Below are 17,216 nucleotides of genomic sequence, written 5' to 3'. Positions count from 1 at the left end.
GCTCGACCACCCGGATCACCGGCCTCGTCCAAGCCGTGCTCACACTGCATTTGGCCAGCTTAGACCGATGATGGAAAAGCCTCAGTGTAGGAAAAAGGTACGGCGGAACTCTTCCAAGGCGGCCGCCCACCCGCACAATGGCCGCCTTGGGACGACGCTCCGGGCGACGGCAAGCCAAAGGCCTCGAACCTGCAAGGTGCGGGGCCTTTTTCGTCGTGGAGTTGCCTTGACCCCACGGATTTAGACGGACAGCAATAGTGGGAGTGGTTCAGGTATTCCGAGATCTTGCATTTCTGGAACTCGATGGTGGCGACGCACTTCCCGTTTACTGCCCCCGACTCCAAGGTCCACTCCGGAATTTCCTCCCGGTTGAGAATTCCCTCACAGTAGAACGAAAGCACGCCATAAGGGACTTCGCCCGTCAATCCGCCAGGGGTCTCGCTACAGGCCAGGATCGCAGACAGGAGATGCGAGATGCCCGATTCGTTGGTATTCTCTTCGACCTCCCCGAATTCGAGCATCTCGTTCGGGAGTTCCAACTTCTCATGGTGAGAGGCCATTCCGTCCCGTTCGATGCGCAGGGCGGTATCGATATACTCCCGAACGTCATCCGCGACACCTGTCGGGACCCTTTTTCGTTCCGATCAGCTATTCAGGAACGCAGGTCCCAGGGCAGCCTTTCACCTGCAGTTTCCTGAAGTCGCTCGACGCGTTCTTCGTCCTCCTCGATCAGGGTGAGGATCTCGTACGCGTGGCTGCGCGCATCAATGGATTTACTGGACAGCACTTCCGCGTACAAAGCCCACAGGCCTCGTCGGACCTCGGCCTCGCATTCAGCCGCCACATCACGCCCTTCCAGAGCAGGAAGGGGTTCCTGAGCGTCCGCCGACAGGATGGACAACAGCATCTCGAGGTAGGCGACACGGGCATACCCAGAGGTCTTCGATGCCAGTACCGCCATGATGACCGCGACCACCGGAGGGGTCGGCTCCAGGAACATGTCGGCAGGGGAGACGACATGCCGGGCGACCCCTTCATAGTCGATGCCGGCACCCGCCCCCGTCTGTGCCGCCAGCTCGAGGAGCAGGGCCGGGAGGTGCCCGCCGGACTCGCCACAACCACAGAGCATCGCGCTCCAGTCATGACGTCGGATCTCCATCTCAACGAGATCCAATTGATGCGTCATCGTCCCTACGCTCCGCCCTTGTCGGCCTGAATTCCGGGCACAAAGTTCTCCGGAGAATAGTTGGTCTGGAAATTGGTGCAAACCGGTTTGATTTTGGGCTTAAGAACGCCGTCCACACGCTTGACCTGGTGGGCGTCCATGAATATGAGCTCCGACAAGCTACCACCGAGAGCCTTGAGAGCGTTCCCCTCAGCACAATGGCCGCCGCCGGACGACGCCAGCACGGTGTCACCGGTCCTCATGTTCATCGCCCGACATATGTCCGGCCGCTGTGTTTGGCACTCCTGCCCAGCGCGGCGAACACCGGTACCCGGCGGGCCGAGGCCCTGTCGACCTCGACAATGGGCACCGTGCGGCTCTCACCTCGGGAGTTGATATCCCCTCCGCCTCCCGAGCCGCCTCCGCCTCCGGAGCCACCCCCACCGGAGTCACCACTGCCTCCGCTGTCGGCCTGCTTGGCGGCCGGAGCCTCCACGTCCGCCTTCTTCGTCGCCTTTGCCGTGTCGGTCTGCCGCTGCCAGTCGTTAAATTCCTGCGTGTACTTGGCCATCGCATTCGCGTCGTTTTCCGAACGCATCAGCATGCCTGCGGACCAGCGGACGTCGTCTTCCCGCTTGCAGTACATGGACCAGGCACGCTCGACGGCCTTCAGTACCCGCTTCGCTCAGTGAGCTTCTTCAGCGTTGCAGCTCAAGGGTGAGGACTGCCTTGGCGATTGACGTCATGCGGTTGGGGCTGCAACGGGCCCTGCGGAAGATCCGCCAGGACTTCAGGCGGGCGACGCCGCGTTCGACGGGTGCGCGTGCCCCGGCCAGGGCACGGTTGCGGGTCTTGTCGGTGGGGGTCAGTTCCCGCAGGGGCTTGCGTTTGATGCCCGTGGTCAGCCACGGACCGGCGCCCTGGTAAGCGAGATCGGCCACGATCGGAACGCCCTGGCGCTCGCAGATCTGGATGATCCGATGGGTGCGGGCAGCGGTCAGGTCGGGGGTGCGGCCCGGCAGGGCGGGCGAGAGCCACAGCAGCCGCCGCCGGGGTCGGTGACGATCTGCACGTTCACGCCGTGGCGTCGGTGTTTGTGGGAGTAGTCGGCCCGGCCGTCGCCGACCCGGTCGCATTCGGCGAGAGTGCCGTCGAGCAGGACGAAGTCGGGTTCGTGGTCGCGCAGCGTCTTGAGCAGGCCCGGTGCACGGGTGGCGAGAAGGTCGACGACCGCGCGGGTGTAGGCATGGGCGGTGGACTCGCTGATCCCGAACCCGGCGGCAATCTTCGCCACGGTGGTGTGTTCGCGCAGGTACACCAGTGCCACCATCGCGCGCTGTGACGGGCGGAGCTTGCAGCGCCGGCCGCCCTCACGGGTGACGATCAGCATGGTGACCTACTCCACGAGTGCATGCGGCAGGTCGAGTGCGGCAGGATGGATGATCAACGAGGCCCCCGAGCAGCGTGATTGAGACGTCAGACATCTCGATCAACAGCCCGGGGGCCTCGCCTGTTGCGCTTCATGGACCATCACCCGATCGGAGGCCAGCGAAGAAGCTCATTCATCCAGGAGCGGGTTCCTTATAGTCCTGGGGCTGCCCTGGCCTCCAGGGCGGGGGGACGCGGACACCCATACGTCCGCTTGTGAGTTGACATGAGAAGATTTGCGGCCCGATGGCTGCACGCGTGCGCGCCCGCCCTGGCCGCCGTCCTCCTCGTCGGGGGCCAGGCGACGCCCGCCACGGCCCTCGTCCCCGGGGACGCGACGGCTACCGGCTACACCCGCGAGTCGGTGCGCGCGGCGACCTGGAACATGTGCGGGGAGGCGGGCGGTGGGACCGCCTCCGATGCCGGGTACTGTCCCTGGCGGAACGGCGTCGCCACCGGGGAGTACGACAACAAGGGTTTCGCGAAGTTCGACGGCTCCGGCCCCACCAAGAAGATGGAGGGCGTCGTCAGGCTTATCAAGGAGCGCAACCTCAACGCCGTGATGCTCCAGGAGGTCTGCGCCGGCAGCACTCCGGGGAAAACCACGGGAAAGAGCCATGTCGATGAACTCAAGCGGCTCATCTCCGAGGACCCGGACCTCTCCTCGCAGGGGTGGAGCTTCGCCTCGGCGGGTGTGACCCGGCCCAGCGACGAGTACAGGGAGCCCGAGCGCAGGGACCCCGAGCTCATCGATTCCGAGGGCTCGGACTGCCGCACCGATTACCTGACCGGCACGCTGAGCAACGCCATCGCGGTCAGGGGAAAGATCACCTGGCGGTCGGAAGACGACTTCGAGACTCCTGTCGGCACCGGCCTCTCCATGAGCAGTAGCAATATCCTCTGCGTCGAGGTGGAGGGCTGGGAAAGCCACGTGTGCAGCACGCACATCTCCAACTTCCACGAGGACACGAAGAAGCAGAGGGACCCGAACAATCCGGAGCAGGCGGACTGGGAGGTCCCGATCTCGTCGGCGACGGCCGAGGCCTACTACCAGCAGCAGCTCAAGATCGTCGAGCAGGTCGTCATGAAGTTCCCGTCCGTGGTCCTGGGCGGCGACTTCAACACCAGCGACCAGGCGAGGCTCAAGCCGCTCTACGACCTGATGGCGGAGTGCGACCAGCGATCTTACCTGCCCGGCGACGCCGCAAACGAGCACACGAAGCTCACCCGAGTCGGCGAGGAAACGGACGGTAACGGCGGCCTCACGTCGTACACCATGACCTCGTCCAAGATCGACTACCTCTTCTCGACCGGGGGCTTCACCGGCTGCGACTCCCGGATGGAGTTCGGCGACCGCACGAACTACCTGGTCAGCGTCACTGCGCAGGCGGAGTGTAATCGGATCAAGCGGAACTGCAAGGCCGACGCCGACGCATACTCCGACCACACCCCGGTCTACGGCTACACCCAGGGCGGCCCCGTCGTCTCCTGGAAGCTCGACGGCAGCGCCACGGCGACGAGCGGCCCGACGACCTCGCTGAACGGCGCGAGCGGTGACGGTACGAGCGACTGGCGGACGGCCGAGCACGGCGGCGCCCTGTACATGGACGGCCGGGTGGACGAGGCCATCGTCGCCGGCGCTCCCGCCGTCGACACCAGCCACAGCTTCACCGTCTCCGCCTGGGCCAAGCTCGACGCCGACGCGGGTACGTCCGCCGTCCTGTCCCAGGACGGCAGCCGGGTCAGCGGCATGATCCTCTTTTACAACGCGGGCGACAACTCCTGGCGCTTCGGTCTGCCGAGGGCCGACGCCGACGGCTGGAACATCGACCAGGCCGTCGCGCCCGGTGCGGTCAAGGGTCAGTGGACCCGGCTCACCGGCGTCTACGACGCCTCCACCGGCAAGGTGAGCCTCTTCGTCGACGGCACGAAGAAGGCCGAGACTACGCACACCGCTAGGTGGAACGCGAGCGGCCCCTTCGTTGTCGGCCGTGACCTCGTCAGCGGCGTGCGGAACGCCGGCTTCAAGGGCCACATCCAGCGGGCCGAGGCCTTCTCCTACGCCCTGCGGGACGACCAGGTCGCCTCGTACGCCGGGACCATGGCGGCCCCCACGGACAAGAGCATCGCGATGCCCCTCGTCGAGGGCATGAACTCCCAGGGCTGCCACCAGCACGACGGCGGCCTCTTCGGGAACGCCTTCGGCACCGCCGCCACGCTCACGCCGACGCTCACCGCGACGGTCCGGCACCCCGACCCGTCCAAGGACGTGTGGGCCGAGTTCTCCCTGTGGGACAACACCACCTCGACCCAGATCCTGAGCCTGGGCACGCCCGGTTCGAAGAGCTCCACGGTCAAGGGTCAGGGCGCCGTCTCGCTCACCGTGCCGACGCTCACCCCCGGCCACAGCTACGGCTGGCGGGTGCGGACGGCCGACGCGACGACCAACAACAACCCCGTCTCCGCCAACTGCCACTTCCTGACGCCCGCCGCCTGATCCCGTAGGCGAACCCCGCGTGCCCCGGCCGAAGACATCCGACCGGGGCACGCCGCGTTCGACGGGCGCTCGCGCGGCGGCCAGTGGCTGGTTGAGGGTCCTCTCGGTGAGGGTGAGTTCCAGTAGGGGCGCGCCGGTGTTTGTGGGGTGCCGTCAAGCAGAACGAAGTCGGGATCGTGCTCGCGCAGGTGCACCAGTGCCACCATCGCGCGCTGTGACGGACGGCGAGGCCCCCGAGCAACGTGATGGAGACGTCAGACATCTCGATCAACAGCTCAGGGGCCTCGCTCGTTGCGCTTCAAGGCCATCACCCGATCGGTGGCCAATGAAAGGGTGGGGTGACAGCGGTCGTTGGCGGTGCTGCATCCTCGTCATGGGGTACGCGGATGGCGGCGGTCTGACCGCTGTGGGGCGGGCGAGGCGTGAGGCGGTGCGTTTCGAGGCTGTGGAGATGTTCGGGCAGGGGATGCGGCCGCCGGACCTGGTCGCGGCGGGGCCGGGCTCCGCTGGTCAGGGTGACGGGGAAGGGATTGTTGAAGCCCTTGCCCTACCGTCCGCGCAGCAACGTAATCGTCTCCGGCATCCGGGGCGCGCAGAGCCTTGTCTACCCGTTCGAGAGCACGGAGTAATCCTCGGCCGTGACTGCCATGAGAATGATGACAGCGACTCGAGAACGTGATCTCGGACCGCCCCTTAACGTGGGCGCCGAAGTGCCGCAGGGGTGGCGGAGGAGGGGACGTACCAGCATGCGCAGGGTTCCGCCGGAGATGTTCCGGTTCACCACGGGGGAGACCGCCGACCTGAACGGGGCCGTGCTCGAGGCTTTCGGGGTGGCCGGCGAGCACCTGGAGACCGCGCTCGGGCTCGACGGCGTACGGGAGCGGCTGCGTGCGGTGGGCTGGGTCTCGGACCTCGAGGACGAGGAACTGCACGAGACGCTGAAGCGGCTGGTGAAGTGGGAACTCCTCGACGTGGTCCACAACCACGCCCAAAACTACCGCACGGCCGAGGAGTACGAGCGGCGCAACCTGCACTACTCGCTGACCCGTCGGGGCGAGGCCGCGCTCGCCGGGGTGCGACACGCCCTGGAGGTACTGGCCTCCACAGGGGCGCTGCAGACCGCGGTGCTGGAGGCGATCGCCGACCGGCTCGACGAGCTGACCGTGCTGTCCGGTGAACCTGCCGCGGCCGACCGGCGGATCTTCAGCACCCTGCGGGAGCTGGAAGGTCATCTGGAGGGCCTGGTGGAGAACACCAAGGCCTTCAACGGCCAGTTGCAGAGGCTCCTTCGCGCCGAAGGAGTGGATCTGGACGTGTTCCGTGAGGTGAAGGCCGCCACCGTCGCCTATCTCCAGGAGTTCCTGGTCAATCTCGACCGGCGCGGCGAGACGGTGGCCGCCGCCGTGGCCCGCGTGGAGGAGCGGGGCATCGCGGTGTTGCGTGAGCGGGCCCTGCGCGGTGCCGAGCTGCCTCCGACCCCTGGAGGGGACCCGGCAGCCGGCTGGCTGGAGAGCCGGCGGGCGCGCTGGGCTGGGCTGAGGGCCTGGTTCCTGCCGGACGACGGGGCGCGCCCCCGGATCGAGCAGCTGCACGACATCGCCCGGCGCGCCATCGTCTCCCTCCTGCAGGTGCTGGAGCGGATCAACGAGTCCCGGCGCCGCCCCTCCAGCGCCGTACAGGACTTCCGGGAGCTCGCGCGCTGGTTCGCTGCGGCTCCCAACGAGGAGGACCTGCACCGGCTGTGGTCGGCCGCCTTCGGCCTCGGCCCGGCCCGCCATGCCCACCTCGCCCACCCGGACCCGGAGCTGATCCCCTCGTCCCACTCCTGGTCCGAGGCGCCGCCGGTACAGGTGTCAGCCCTGCTGAGGACCAGCGGACGGACCGAACGCTTCACTCGTACGGCCACGGTGCGGAACGTCGCGGCGGTCAGGGCGGAACGTGCCGAGCGGGCCCGGGCGGAGCGAGCGGAGCTGGCACGCGCCTGGCAGGCGCTGGAGACGGACGGCCCGGTACGGCTGTCCTCATTCAGCACCCTCGACCCCGCGGCCTTCGACCGACTCCTGGACCTGCTGGGCCGGGCGCTGGCCGCCCGGCCGGACGCGGGTGGCCGGCGACGGGCCACGACCGGCGACGGCCGGGTGGAGGTGGCGCTGTCGCCGCCCCCCGACGGGCGCACAGCCGTACTGCGTACCGTGCAGGGGACGATGGCAGGACCGGACTACCTCATCCACGTCACGGCCGTGGGCGGGGCGATCGGCTTCCCGGCAGCCCGCGCCGCCACGGGGCAGGAGACCGCAGGATGAGCACCCTCGCCAACCAACTGGCCTCCGCCGAACGGGAGGAGGTCGCCCGCGCCATCCGCCTCCTTCTGGCCCGCCCGCTGCTCACCGAGGCAGCCGACCCGACCGGTTTCGATCTGGTGCGCCGCCGTCGTGACCCGCTGGCTCGTTGGTTCGACTACACCTGCGGCTGGAATCTGGTCGTGGAGCCCCGCCGGGGCTACGCCCGCCTCGCCAAGGTCCGCGTCAACCCCGACGGTTCCCGCCCCGCTCGCCGGGCGCGCTCCGGCCGGGCCCCGTTCGACCGCCGACGATACGTCCTGCTGTGCGTGACCGCCGCGGAGCTGCTGTCCATGCCGATGACGACCATCGGCATGCTCGCCGACCGCGTCGTCCAGGCCATGGCGGCCGACCGCGCGCTGGCGGGGTTCGACCCGGTCCGCCGGCCGGAGCGCATGGCGTTCGTCGACGTCCTGAAGCTGCTGGAGTCGTACGACGTGCTGCGTGCGGTGGACGGCACGACCGAGACGTACGTCGACTCCGCGGAGGCGAAGGTCCTCTATCGCGTGGACAACACACTGCTCATGCGGCTGCCCACTGCGCCGGTCGGCGCCTCCCGGCTCGCCGTGCCCCCGGAGGAGGTGCCTGCGCGGTTCGAGGACCTCCTTGCCGGCCTGGTCAGGGAGCGCCGCTACGGAGGCGCTTCTGCCGACGGGACGGCCGACGACACGCACGCCGAGACCGCCGCGACCACGGACGCCCAGCGCAACCTGCGGCTGCGTCACTCGGTGCTGCGCCGCCTCTTCGACGACCCCGTGCTCTACCGGGCAGACCTCGCCGATGACGAGCTGGCCTACGTCACCTCTTTGACCGGACGCCAGATCCTGCGCCGCTCTGTCGAACAGGCCGGTTTCCTCCTGGAGGAACGGGCAGAGGGCTTTCTCCTCGTCGACCCGGACGCCATCGCCACCGACGTCCGCTTCCCCGACGACACCTCCACAGCCCGAGTCGCCGCGCTCCTCCTCCTCTCACCGCTCTGCGCCACGCCCGCGGGCCTGCTGCCCGAGCAGCTGGCCGAGGCCGGAGCGGATCTGCTGCGCCGCTTCCCGGGCTGGGCCAAGGCGTACCAGTCGGAGGAAGGCCCGGCCCGCCTCGCCGATGACGCCGTACGGATCCTGCTCGACGTCGGCCTGGCAGGCAGGGCCCGAGACCGTGTCGTCGCGCGACCGGCCGCGTACCGCTACCGCCTGACGGAGACCACCGGCCCAGCTCCGAAGAACGATCCGCCGGCCGTGACCGCCGCCGGCAGCGCCGGAGAAGGAGACAAGCAGTGAGCGTGACGGAACTCCCCCTCCAGCGACGGCCCGAAGAGACCATCGAGCCGTCGCCCGTTGACGAGGCGGACACCGGCCGCGGACGCTGGCAGCCTCATCGCGCGGGCATCCTCAACGTCTGGCGCTACTACGACGAGACCTTCACCTTCCACCAGGGTCGCTTGCTGCTGCGCGGTCAGAACGGCACTGGCAAGTCCAAGGCCCTGGAACTGCTGCTCCCCTTCCTCTTCGACGCCAGTCTCCGCCCCAACCGCCTCTCCACGTTCGGCGGTTCGGAGCGCACGATGCACTGGAACCTGCTCGGCCAGGGAGCGTCCGGAAAGACCCGTGTGGGGTATGTGTGGATGGAGTTCCGCCGCGTCGGAGACGACGGCGCCGAGCACTGGTTCGGCTGCGGAGCCCGCCTGCACGCGAGCGTGCACACCACCACGGCGCACGCCGACTACTTCACCACCACCGCCCGGATCGCCCACCCCGACGGGGTCCGCCTCGTCAACGACACCGGACAGCCCCTGACCAAGGCGGCCCTCGCCGAAGCCCTGCGCGACCGCGGCGAGGTGCATCCGTCAGCCGTCGACTACCGCACAACCGTGCGGCGCGAACTCTTCGCGGGCATGGGTGAGCAGCGGTACGAGTCCCTGCTCTCCGCCTTGCTCCAGCTCCGCCAGCCCAAGCTGTCCGAACGGCTCGACCCCTCCCTCCTGTCCACCCTGCTGTCCCGGGCACTGCCCCCGCTCGGCGAAGGAGAGATCACCGAGCTCGCCGAGGGCTTCGAGCGCCTGGACCGGCAGCGGGACCACCTCGACCGGCTCGACGCCGAGGTGACGGCCGCCGAGAACGTCGCCTCCCGGCAGCGCGCCTACGCCCGTCGGGTCCTGCGGGCCGGCGCGGCAGCGCTGATCTCCGCGACCACCGAGATGGACGACCTCACACGGGACGCCCGCGTCAGCGCCGAGGAGTACGAGAAGGCGTGCGAGGAGCGCGCCTCCACCCTGGCCCTGCGCGAGGAACTGGAACTACGGGCGCACGCCTTGGACGAGATCATCGAAGGGCTTCGGGAGAGCGACGCCTACCAGAAGGGGGAGGAGCTCGACCGGCTCCGCCGCGGCACCGAGGAACAGGTCGCGGCCGCCGCGAAGCTGCGTACCGCCGCCCGGTCCGCCGAGACCGAGGCGGAGGAGGACCGGAAGCACGCCGACGAGCTCGCGGGCCACGCCCGCTCGCGTGATGAGCACGCCCGCGCGACCGCGGACGAGGCACACCGCTCGGCCCGGTCCGCAGGCATGGAGTCCATTCACCACGAGGTGAAGACGATTCTGGACGCGGAAGGGGAAGCGAAGTCCCTCGGCAACGGGACGGCGAACACCCCGGTCAGGCCGGGGAGCAGGCGGTCCGATGCGCCTGGCACCGCCGCCCGTCGGCTGCTCCGGGGCGCGGTCACCGCCCGACGGGAGCAGGTCGCCGACATCACCGACGCGATCGACGCCCACGACCGGGCGGTACGCGACCGGGGAACCGCCGAGGGCCTGCTGGACGAGGCCCGCACCCGGCTCGCGGACGCGATCGCCCACCGCGACGCGGCCGCCACCGCCAGAGACGACGCCCTCGCCGCCCAGACGGAACGGCTGCTTGCCTGGGCCCGGGACTGCGCGGAGCTGCGCATCCCCGACCTCGATGAACTGGCCGCCAGGGCGGCCGTCGAGGCAGACGTGCGTGAGCTGGTCGAAACGGTCGCACGACCGCTGGACCAGGAGATCACGACGGAGCGGGCAGGAGTCCGCACGGCGCAACAGGGATTGGAGCAGGAACGGGACCTGCTCGTCGCGCGGAGGCGCAAGCTCAGCGGCGAGACCGATCTCCAGCCCGTCGCTCCACCCACCCGCACCACCGTCCGCACGGCTGCGGCGGGCGCGCCGCTGTGGCGGCTGATCGCCTTCCACGAGGACGTCCCGCTCCCCGTACAGGCCGCGGTGGAAGCGGCACTGGAGGCGTCGGGCCTCCTGGACGCGTGGGTGAGCGCATCCGAAGGGCTCACCCTTCCTGGGCACGACACCCGTGTCGAGGCCGGTCTTGCCACGACCGCCCCCGGCTCCAGCCTGCTGGACGTGCTGAGGCCCGAGGAGGACATCCCCGTACCGGCCGGCACGGTGACCCGTATCCTCGCCGGCATCGCGTATGGCACCACCCTGCCCGGCGGGCACCCTGCGGCAGTCTCCTCCGACGGCGCCTGGCGCCTCGCGCCGGCCACGGGTTCCTGGAGCAAGCCGGAGCCCGCCCACATCGGAGCCCTCGCCCGGCAGCGGGCCAAGCAGCGTGAGATCGCCGAACTGACCGAGCTGATCGCCGAGAAGAACGCCTCCCTGGCCACCCTCGCCGACCGGCTGCGGGAACTCGGGGCCCGCGCCGCCCGGCTGGCGGACGACCGCGCCGCCCGGCCGGACCACCGCGAACTCGACGCCTGCCGACGAGACTGGGACCGGGCCGAGGAGAAGGTGGCCGCCCGGGACGACGCCGTGCGCGACGCGACGGAGCATCTGGCCGTACGCGAGGGTGCCGTGGCCGGCGCGCTGCGCACGCTGAGCCGTAGGGCCGCCGAACACGGACTGCCCACGGACCGCGACCGGCTGCGGGAACTCGGCCGCGACGTGGAGAGGTTCCGCGACCTCGCCGATACCTGGACGGACGCCCGCATCGACGCGATCGCGGCCGCTGAAAGGGCTACGGAGACGGCCGCACGGGCGGACCGGTCACGCCTTCTCGCCGAGAAGCAGGCCGCCGACGCGGCCGCTGCGGAAGCGAAGGCGGCTGGTATGACGGCACGCCTGGAGGCGGTGGAGGAGACGGTCGGCGCGGACTACCGGCAGATCGTCGCGTGCGTTGCGGAGACCCGTGCCGAACGGGTCCGCTGCGGCAAGGAAGCCCGCCAGGCAGCCGAGCTCCTCCTGGGCCTGGAAGGCCGCATCGGAGAGCTGCGGGCCACCAGCGGCCAGGACGCCGACCGGCAGGAGAAGGCAGTCGAGGCCCGCGACGGCGCGGCGCGGCGGTTCCGGCACCTGTGCCTGGTGGGTCTGGCCGAGGACGCGGGCGTCGTACCCGAACTCGACGCCGGGGACGGCACCAAGGCCACTCTGGAGGTCGCGCGCGCCATGGCGGCACGGTGGCCCCAGGTCCCGCACGCCCCGCGCCACCTCGGCGACGCCGCCACCCGCCTCTCCGAAGCCGTCCACGAGGCCCGCCGCCACCTCGGCGTCCGCGCCGACCTGGAGCTCGAGCCCGACGACGACATCCAGCTTTTCACCGCCACCCTGGAGGGCGTCCGCGTCGGGTCGACCGGTCTGCTCGCCGCGCTCACGCAGGAGCGCGACCGCAGCCGCGACGACATCAGCACCGCCGAACGGCGCCTCTTCGACCAGATCCTCACCGGTGACATCCGCCGCCACCTCGCCGCCCGCATCCGCCGGGCCGGTGAACTCGTCGCGCACATGAACGGGCACCTGGAGCGGGTCCGTACCGCCTCCAACGTCGCCGTCCAGCTCGTCTGGGACGTCCGCCCGGACCTCCCCGACAGCACCCGCACCGCCCGCCAGCTGCTCCTGAAGGACCCCGGTCGGGTCACCGAGTCCGACCGGGAGGCCCTGCACGCCTTCTTCCGTGCCCGCATCGAGGAGGCCAAGGGCAGCGATACGGCCGCGAGCTGGGAGGAGCACCTCGGCGAGGTGCTCGACTACACCGCCTGGCACACCTTCACCGTCCGCCTCGACCGGGCGGACGGGAGCGGCTTGCAGCCCCTGACCAAGCGGCTGCACGGCGCGCTCTCCGGCGGGGAGAAAGCCATCGCCCTGCACCTGCCCCTGTTCGCCGCCGTCGCCGCCCACTACGAGGACGTGCCCCTGGCCCCCCGCCCGATCCTCCTCGACGAGGTCTTCGTAGGCGTCGACACCGTCAACCGCGGACAGGTCTTCGCCCTGCTCACCGCACTCGACCTGGACCTCATGATCACCTCCGACCACGAGTGGGGAAACTACAGGGAACTGCCCGGCATCGCCGTCCACCAACTCCTGACCGACGGAGACGACGCCGTCACCAGCGCGCGCTTCGTCTGGAACGGCACCGGAATGGAGGAAGGGTGACCTTGCGAGACCACCCTGTGTCCGGCGGGACGACCTCTCGGGAGCATCTCGCGTCGGGTGACGCGACCCTTCGCCGCCCCGAACTCCGTCCTGTCTGGCAGACGATCCACGACCGTCTCTCCTCCGGCCGCCCCGTCACACGCGTACGCCTCGGACCGCTGGACGAGACCCAGCGCGAAGCCCTCGCGGACCTCCTCGGCCTGGACCGCCTGCCGGACCCCCGGCCCTCCGTCGCCCTGGCCCGCCTGGAGGAGGCAGTCACCGAACTCTCCGGCCGCACCGTACGAGAAGTCGTCGCCGAGCTCATCGGCCCACTCGGTGACAGAGCCGGTGAACGCCGCCGCCAGGAGGGCGAACGCGCCGATCTGTGGACCTGGCTGGCTGGTCACGACACGGTACGGGCGCAACCGGTGCTCGCCGACTGGGCTGCGTCCTGTCGAGCCGCGGGACTGGTCGGCGGCTCGGCGGAACGTACCCGTACGCTCCTCACCGACGCGCTCAAGGTGCTCGCCGAACTACCGCGCCAGGCCGAACCCCTGCCCGTCTTCGCCGCCCGAGTCCTCAACGGCCACGCGCACGCTCTCGACGACGGCGCACCCGTCTCCACCCTCGTCCTGCGTGCCCTGGCGACTCTGTACGACATTGCTCCACCGCAATCCGCAGCGGAACGGCGCGCCCTGTGGTCCCGCGCCGGCGTCGCCGACGACGAGCTGTCCGCCACCGTCATCGCCGGCGGACTGCGCCCCGGCGGCGACGGCCTTCTCGCCCGTGTGGCCCGTCTGTGCACCGAGGCTGGTCAGGCCGCCAGCCTGACCCTCGCCCAGGTCAGGAACCCGGGCGAGGTGACCCTGCCCGCCGCCCTTGCCCCATCCCTCGTCCACGTCGTGGAGAACCCCAGCATCTTGGCTCTAGCCCTCCGTCGCTTCGGCAACAACTGCCCGCCACTTGTCTGCACGTCCGGCTGGCCCAACAGCGCAGCTATCCAGCTCCTGCGCCTACTCGCGGACCGAGGCGCTGCTCTCCGTTACCACGGTGACTTCGATGGCGAAGGCATCCGCATTGCCGCATACGTCATGGAGAAAACAGGGGCGCACCCCTGGCGCATGACGGCGGCGGACTACCGATCCGCGATCGTCCGCAACGCGCACGGTCCTCAACCGGGGCGCGTCACCGAAGCACCGTGGGATCCCGAGCTGGCCGAAGCCATGGCGGAGCACGACATCGCCGTGGTCGAAGAGCTGGTAGCCGATGTGCTGCTGGAAGATCTCGCTGCTGCGGCTCGCCAGGAGCATCCCGCTGGCTGTCCGTGACGCTCATTTGACGCTCCCAGCGACCGAGTGGCGCTGACCATGACTCTGCCGACTGCCGTTTCGCGTGCCATCTTTCCGATGACGCATCATGTGCAGTGCGTGGCGATTCTGGAGCCGGTGAAGTAGGGGCTCTGACCTGGGATTTGCTGGATCCGGGCCGCTCCTTCGGTGTGCTCACCCTGTACAACGGGTGGAAGCGCGAGAGTGCGTACGTGGCGGACATACGAATGCTCGTGGCGGAGCACCCGCGGGTGATGCCCGAGAAGGTCTGACCCGAGGCACCTGCGCCGGTGTTCCGAAGTGGACGAGCGATCAGCCGACCGCCGCGCCGGCGCCCGGGAGGCAAGGTCGCGCCTGGCCGCCTGCACCACCGGTCCGGGATGTCGGCGGCGGAGCCAGCGTGGGCCAGGACGTGGTGCGCCGGTGGCGTGCCTTACCTGTCCTGGCCGTCGGCCGGGAGGGAAAGTGCGATCTCAGGGCCCAACGGTCGGCCTCGGGCCAGGACCAGGCGGACCGAGCGCAGGGCTGACAGGTCGGTCAGCGGGTTGCCGTCCACGACGAGGAGGTCGGCGCGGTGGCCGGGGGCGAGTCGGCCGGTGTCGTGTGCGATACCCAGGGCTTCCGCCGCTCCTGCCGTGGCAAGGTCGATGATCTCGGCCGGGGTCATCCCGATGTGCTCGAAGAACTCCAGGCTGGAGACGAAGCCGTCGAAAACGGCGCGGGGCACACCGGCGTCGGTCCCGGGCAGGAGCGGGACCCCGTTCTCCGTCATCCACCGGATGCGCCCGAACATCTCCTCGGCCCGCTCCAGGCCGACGCGCTCCGCGAAGCCCCTCCAGTCGGGACTGGCGGCAGGGCAGACTGCGGTGCCGTGGTCGACCATGGCGGCCACCACGTCTTTGCGTACGTCGAATCCGTCGCGGGCCATCCAAGTGCAGTGCTCGACGCTGTCGACCCCGGCGGCCACAGCGGCCGCGATGCCCTCCGTGCCGTGTGCGTGGGCGGCCACCGGAAGCCCGGCCCTGCGGGCCTCTTCCACGATGACGCGCATCTCACGCGGGGTGAACTGGGCCTGCCAGACAGGCGGTCCGCCCTTGGTGATGCCCCCTCCGGTGGCCATCACCTTGATGAGGTCGACACCGCTTGCCGCGTTGCGGCGTACTGCGGCGCGGATCGCGCCTTCGCCTTCGACCTCCCCGCCGAGGAACCAACAGTGTCCGCCGGGCGCGGTCAGAGGTGTCCCGGCGGTGAGGATGCGCGGTCCTGGCAGCCGCCCGGCCGTAATCTCGTCCCGTAGGCGGACGGCCAGTCCTCCCCTGTCGCCGAGATCGCGTACGGTCGTCACTCCTGTGGCGAGGAGCTGTGCCGAGCGCACGGCCATCCCGCCGTACAGGTCGGCGTCGGACGAAGCCCGCAGGGTCTCCACGGGATCGGGGCCTGCGTCGAGTGCGAGGTGGACGTGGGCGTCGATGAGCCCGGGCAGCAACGTTCCTTCGGGGAAGTGGACGCGGGGAACCGCAGGTTCGACCAGCGCCTCGACCTCCGCGCGCGGCCCCGCGGCCACGATCACGCCCTGCCGGACGCACACCGCCCCATCGAGGACCTCCCTCCCGCCGGGGCCGGAGACCATCCGCTCCGCCGAAATCACGGTGTGCATCCTGTGCCTTCCTGGTAAGTCCGTAGCGCGTCGGAGAGTGCCACGAGCTGTCTCACGTCGTCGTCGAGGTCGTTTCCTCCGGGCAGGGCCACGGCGATGGCTCGTCCTGGTACCGGTGCTCCCGCCGCGTACGCGGCCAGCGCCTGGCGAAGGTGTACCGCTGCTCGTCCTGGTGGGAGTGCGGCCGAGGATTCCGTCGGAGCCTCCAGCTCTGCGAGGTAGGGGCTGATCCGTACGAGACCGTCCCGGCACTCGATGGCGCGCCGGTAGTACCGGCGGTGAATCCCACGGACGCGCAGCGCGTCGCGCCAGCCTCCTGTCGGCGTGCGGTGCAGGGAGTCCTCAGGGAAGGCCTCGTGCAGAGCCGTCCACAGCGGTGTCAGCCGCCGGTACATCCGACGACGATGTGCCCACAGGCGGCCGGTCATCCAGCGCGTGGTGGCCGCGGGATAGAGGATCCCCGCGACGAACAGCGGGATTGCGAGATCCAGGAGCAGCTTCGCTCCCGCTATGAGGGACGCTGGTACGGATCCGTCGGCCCAGCGCATCACGGTGAGTATCTCGCGAAGCGACCCCATCAGTACCATGGCGGTCAACGCTGCCGCCACGAGCCGCAACCCGGTGCGCAGTGGCTCGTTCGACACCTGTATGTAGCGCGATGTCCACCACAGTGCCAGGACCAGCCCGTAGACGAGGTACAGACCTGCCGCGAGGTAGAAGAGAGCGACCCCCGGTTCGCGCATGTTCGCCGTCGCGTACGTATGGGCGCGTTCTGGCCCCGGTGTGATGGCCATGGCCAATGTGGCGAAACCGATGGCGGAGGCCAGGGGGATCAGTTCCCGTCGTGCGCGCTTGTTACCCGCCAAGCGAGCCGATGCCGAATAGAGGAAGACGCATTGCAGGAAGTAGACAAGGCTGAGAAGCAGTGAGCTCTTTCCAACCTGTCGGCCAGGAGGGGCGGTTGGGCTGACAGACGGGTGAAGCCCCTGGTAGATGGGTTTTCGACTAAGAAATCCGTCTCCACCAGAGGCTTCGTGTGCTTGTCTACCCGTCGGGCGTCGACGTGTCCAGCTCCGCCCTGCGCTTCCTGTCCGCCAAGCTCCGTCAGCGCCGCCGGGAGCTCGGTACCCGCTGGCGGCGCCTGAGTGCCGGCCGGCAGGCGCTGCTCACTCTTGCCCATCTCCGCAACGGCCACCCGTATGCCCAGCTGGCGGCCGGGTTCGGCATCGGGACGACGACCGCGTACCGGTACATCACCGAGGCCGTCGAGGTCCTGGCCGCTCTCGCGCCGACTCTCGCGGAGGCGGTCCGGGCCGCATCGTCGAAGGCGTTCGTGCTGCTGGACGGGACCTTGCTGCCGATCGACCGGATCGCCGCGGACCAGCCCTACTACTCGGGGAAGCACAAGAGGCACGG

Annotated in this window: 11 protein-coding genes and 3 pseudogenes; 7 read left to right on the top strand and 7 right to left on the bottom strand. The window is 69.6% G+C overall.

Going from position 1 to position 17,216, the window contains the following annotated elements:
- Positions 1-652: 652 nt before the first annotated feature.
- The 4 genes and pseudogenes from ESG85_RS11805 to ESG85_RS11795 all read right to left on the bottom strand — a co-directional run bounded on the left by ESG85_RS11805 (position 653) and on the right by ESG85_RS11795 (position 2,555).
- Positions 653-1,186 (bottom strand): hypothetical protein, encoded by a 534-nt coding sequence (locus ESG85_RS11805; RefSeq protein WP_128978250.1) that lies wholly within the window; start codon positions 1,184-1,186, stop codon positions 653-655.
- Between the two features lie 5 nt (positions 1,187-1,191).
- Entirely contained in the window at positions 1,192-1,434 is a 243-nt protein-coding gene (locus ESG85_RS34940) for a hypothetical protein (RefSeq protein WP_164986225.1), read from the bottom strand.
- Positions 1,431-1,811 (bottom strand): hypothetical protein, encoded by a 381-nt coding sequence (locus tag ESG85_RS11800; protein WP_128978248.1) that lies wholly within the window; start codon positions 1,809-1,811, stop codon positions 1,431-1,433. Before ESG85_RS11800 ends, ESG85_RS34940 begins: the two co-directional genes overlap by 4 nt.
- A 52-nt stretch (positions 1,812-1,863) precedes the next feature.
- Positions 1,864-2,555, bottom strand: a pseudogene (locus tag ESG85_RS11795) (transposase).
- Between the two features lie 264 nt (positions 2,556-2,819).
- Between ESG85_RS11795 and ESG85_RS11790 the strand changes: the two are divergent.
- Positions 2,820-5,090 (top strand): LamG domain-containing protein, encoded by a 2,271-nt coding sequence (locus ESG85_RS11790; protein WP_128978247.1) that lies wholly within the window; start codon positions 2,820-2,822, stop codon positions 5,088-5,090.
- 42 nt (positions 5,091-5,132) lie between these two features.
- On the opposite strand, the pseudogene ESG85_RS11785 reads toward ESG85_RS11790, so the two are convergent.
- Positions 5,133-5,219: pseudogene (locus ESG85_RS11785) on the bottom strand (IS5/IS1182 family transposase); the annotation flags it as partial.
- Between the two features lie 244 nt (positions 5,220-5,463).
- Here ESG85_RS11785 and ESG85_RS36900 point away from each other — a divergent pair.
- The 5 genes and pseudogenes from ESG85_RS36900 to ESG85_RS11755 all read left to right on the top strand — a co-directional run.
- Positions 5,464-5,565: pseudogene (locus ESG85_RS36900) on the top strand (helix-turn-helix domain-containing protein); the annotation flags it as partial.
- 271 nt (positions 5,566-5,836) lie between these two features.
- Positions 5,837-7,393 carry a TIGR02677 family protein gene (locus ESG85_RS11770; RefSeq protein WP_128978245.1) on the top strand — a complete coding sequence of 519 codons (1,557 nt, stop codon included), beginning with the start codon at positions 5,837-5,839 and terminating at the stop codon, positions 7,391-7,393.
- On the top strand, positions 7,390-8,703 hold the full coding sequence (locus ESG85_RS11765; protein ID WP_128978243.1) for a TIGR02678 family protein: 1,314 nt from the start codon (positions 7,390-7,392) through the stop codon (positions 8,701-8,703). Before ESG85_RS11770 ends, ESG85_RS11765 begins: the two co-directional genes overlap by 4 nt.
- Positions 8,700-12,833, top strand: coding sequence for a TIGR02680 family protein (locus ESG85_RS11760; RefSeq protein WP_128978241.1), 4,134 nt, complete (start codon positions 8,700-8,702; stop codon positions 12,831-12,833). The genes ESG85_RS11765 and ESG85_RS11760 overlap by 4 nt, the downstream gene beginning before the upstream one ends.
- A complete protein-coding gene (locus tag ESG85_RS11755; RefSeq protein ID WP_128978239.1) occupies positions 12,830-14,143 on the top strand; it encodes a TIGR02679 family protein in 1,314 nt (437 codons plus the stop codon). Before ESG85_RS11760 ends, ESG85_RS11755 begins: the two co-directional genes overlap by 4 nt.
- Positions 14,144-14,576: 433 nt before the next feature.
- On the opposite strand, the gene ESG85_RS11750 is transcribed toward ESG85_RS11755, so the two are convergent.
- Positions 14,577-15,800, bottom strand: coding sequence for a metal-dependent hydrolase family protein (locus ESG85_RS11750; protein ID WP_128978237.1), 1,224 nt, complete (start codon positions 15,798-15,800; stop codon positions 14,577-14,579).
- Positions 15,788-16,726, bottom strand: a complete 939-nt coding sequence (locus ESG85_RS11745) for an MAB_1171c family putative transporter (protein WP_342781227.1) — start codon at positions 16,724-16,726, stop codon at positions 15,788-15,790. Before ESG85_RS11745 ends, ESG85_RS11750 begins: the two co-directional genes overlap by 13 nt.
- A 110-nt stretch (positions 16,727-16,836) precedes the next feature.
- Between ESG85_RS11745 and ESG85_RS11740 the strand changes: the two genes are divergently transcribed.
- Positions 16,837-17,216 (top strand): transposase family protein (locus ESG85_RS11740; RefSeq protein ID WP_164986195.1); only part of this gene is annotated, 380 nt, incomplete at its 3' end.

This window comes from Streptomyces roseicoloratus, assembly GCF_004117935.1.
In the GTDB taxonomy this organism is placed as follows: Bacteria; Actinomycetota; Actinomycetes; order Streptomycetales; family Streptomycetaceae; genus Streptomyces; species Streptomyces roseicoloratus.
This window is presented reverse-complemented; position numbering and strand designations above follow the sequence as displayed.

Excerpts from the sequence above, each read along its gene's own strand:
- ESG85_RS11790 (WP_128978247.1), top strand. The coding sequence starts at position 2,820 with ATGAGAAGATTTGCGGCCCGATGGCTGCACGCGTGCGCGCCCGCCCTG.
- ESG85_RS11770 (WP_128978245.1), top strand. The coding sequence starts at position 5,837 with ATGCGCAGGGTTCCGCCGGAGATGTTCCGGTTCACCACGGGGGAGACC.
- ESG85_RS34940 (WP_164986225.1), bottom strand. The coding sequence starts at position 1,434 with ATGAACATGAGGACCGGTGACACCGTGCTGGCGTCGTCCGGCGGCGGC.
- ESG85_RS11765 (WP_128978243.1), top strand. The coding sequence starts at position 7,390 with ATGAGCACCCTCGCCAACCAACTGGCCTCCGCCGAACGGGAGGAGGTC.
- ESG85_RS11805 (WP_128978250.1), bottom strand. The coding sequence starts at position 1,186 with ATGACGCATCAATTGGATCTCGTTGAGATGGAGATCCGACGTCATGAC.
- ESG85_RS11750 (WP_128978237.1), bottom strand. The coding sequence starts at position 15,800 with ATGCACACCGTGATTTCGGCGGAGCGGATGGTCTCCGGCCCCGGCGGG.
- ESG85_RS11800 (WP_128978248.1), bottom strand. The coding sequence starts at position 1,811 with ATGTACTGCAAGCGGGAAGACGACGTCCGCTGGTCCGCAGGCATGCTG.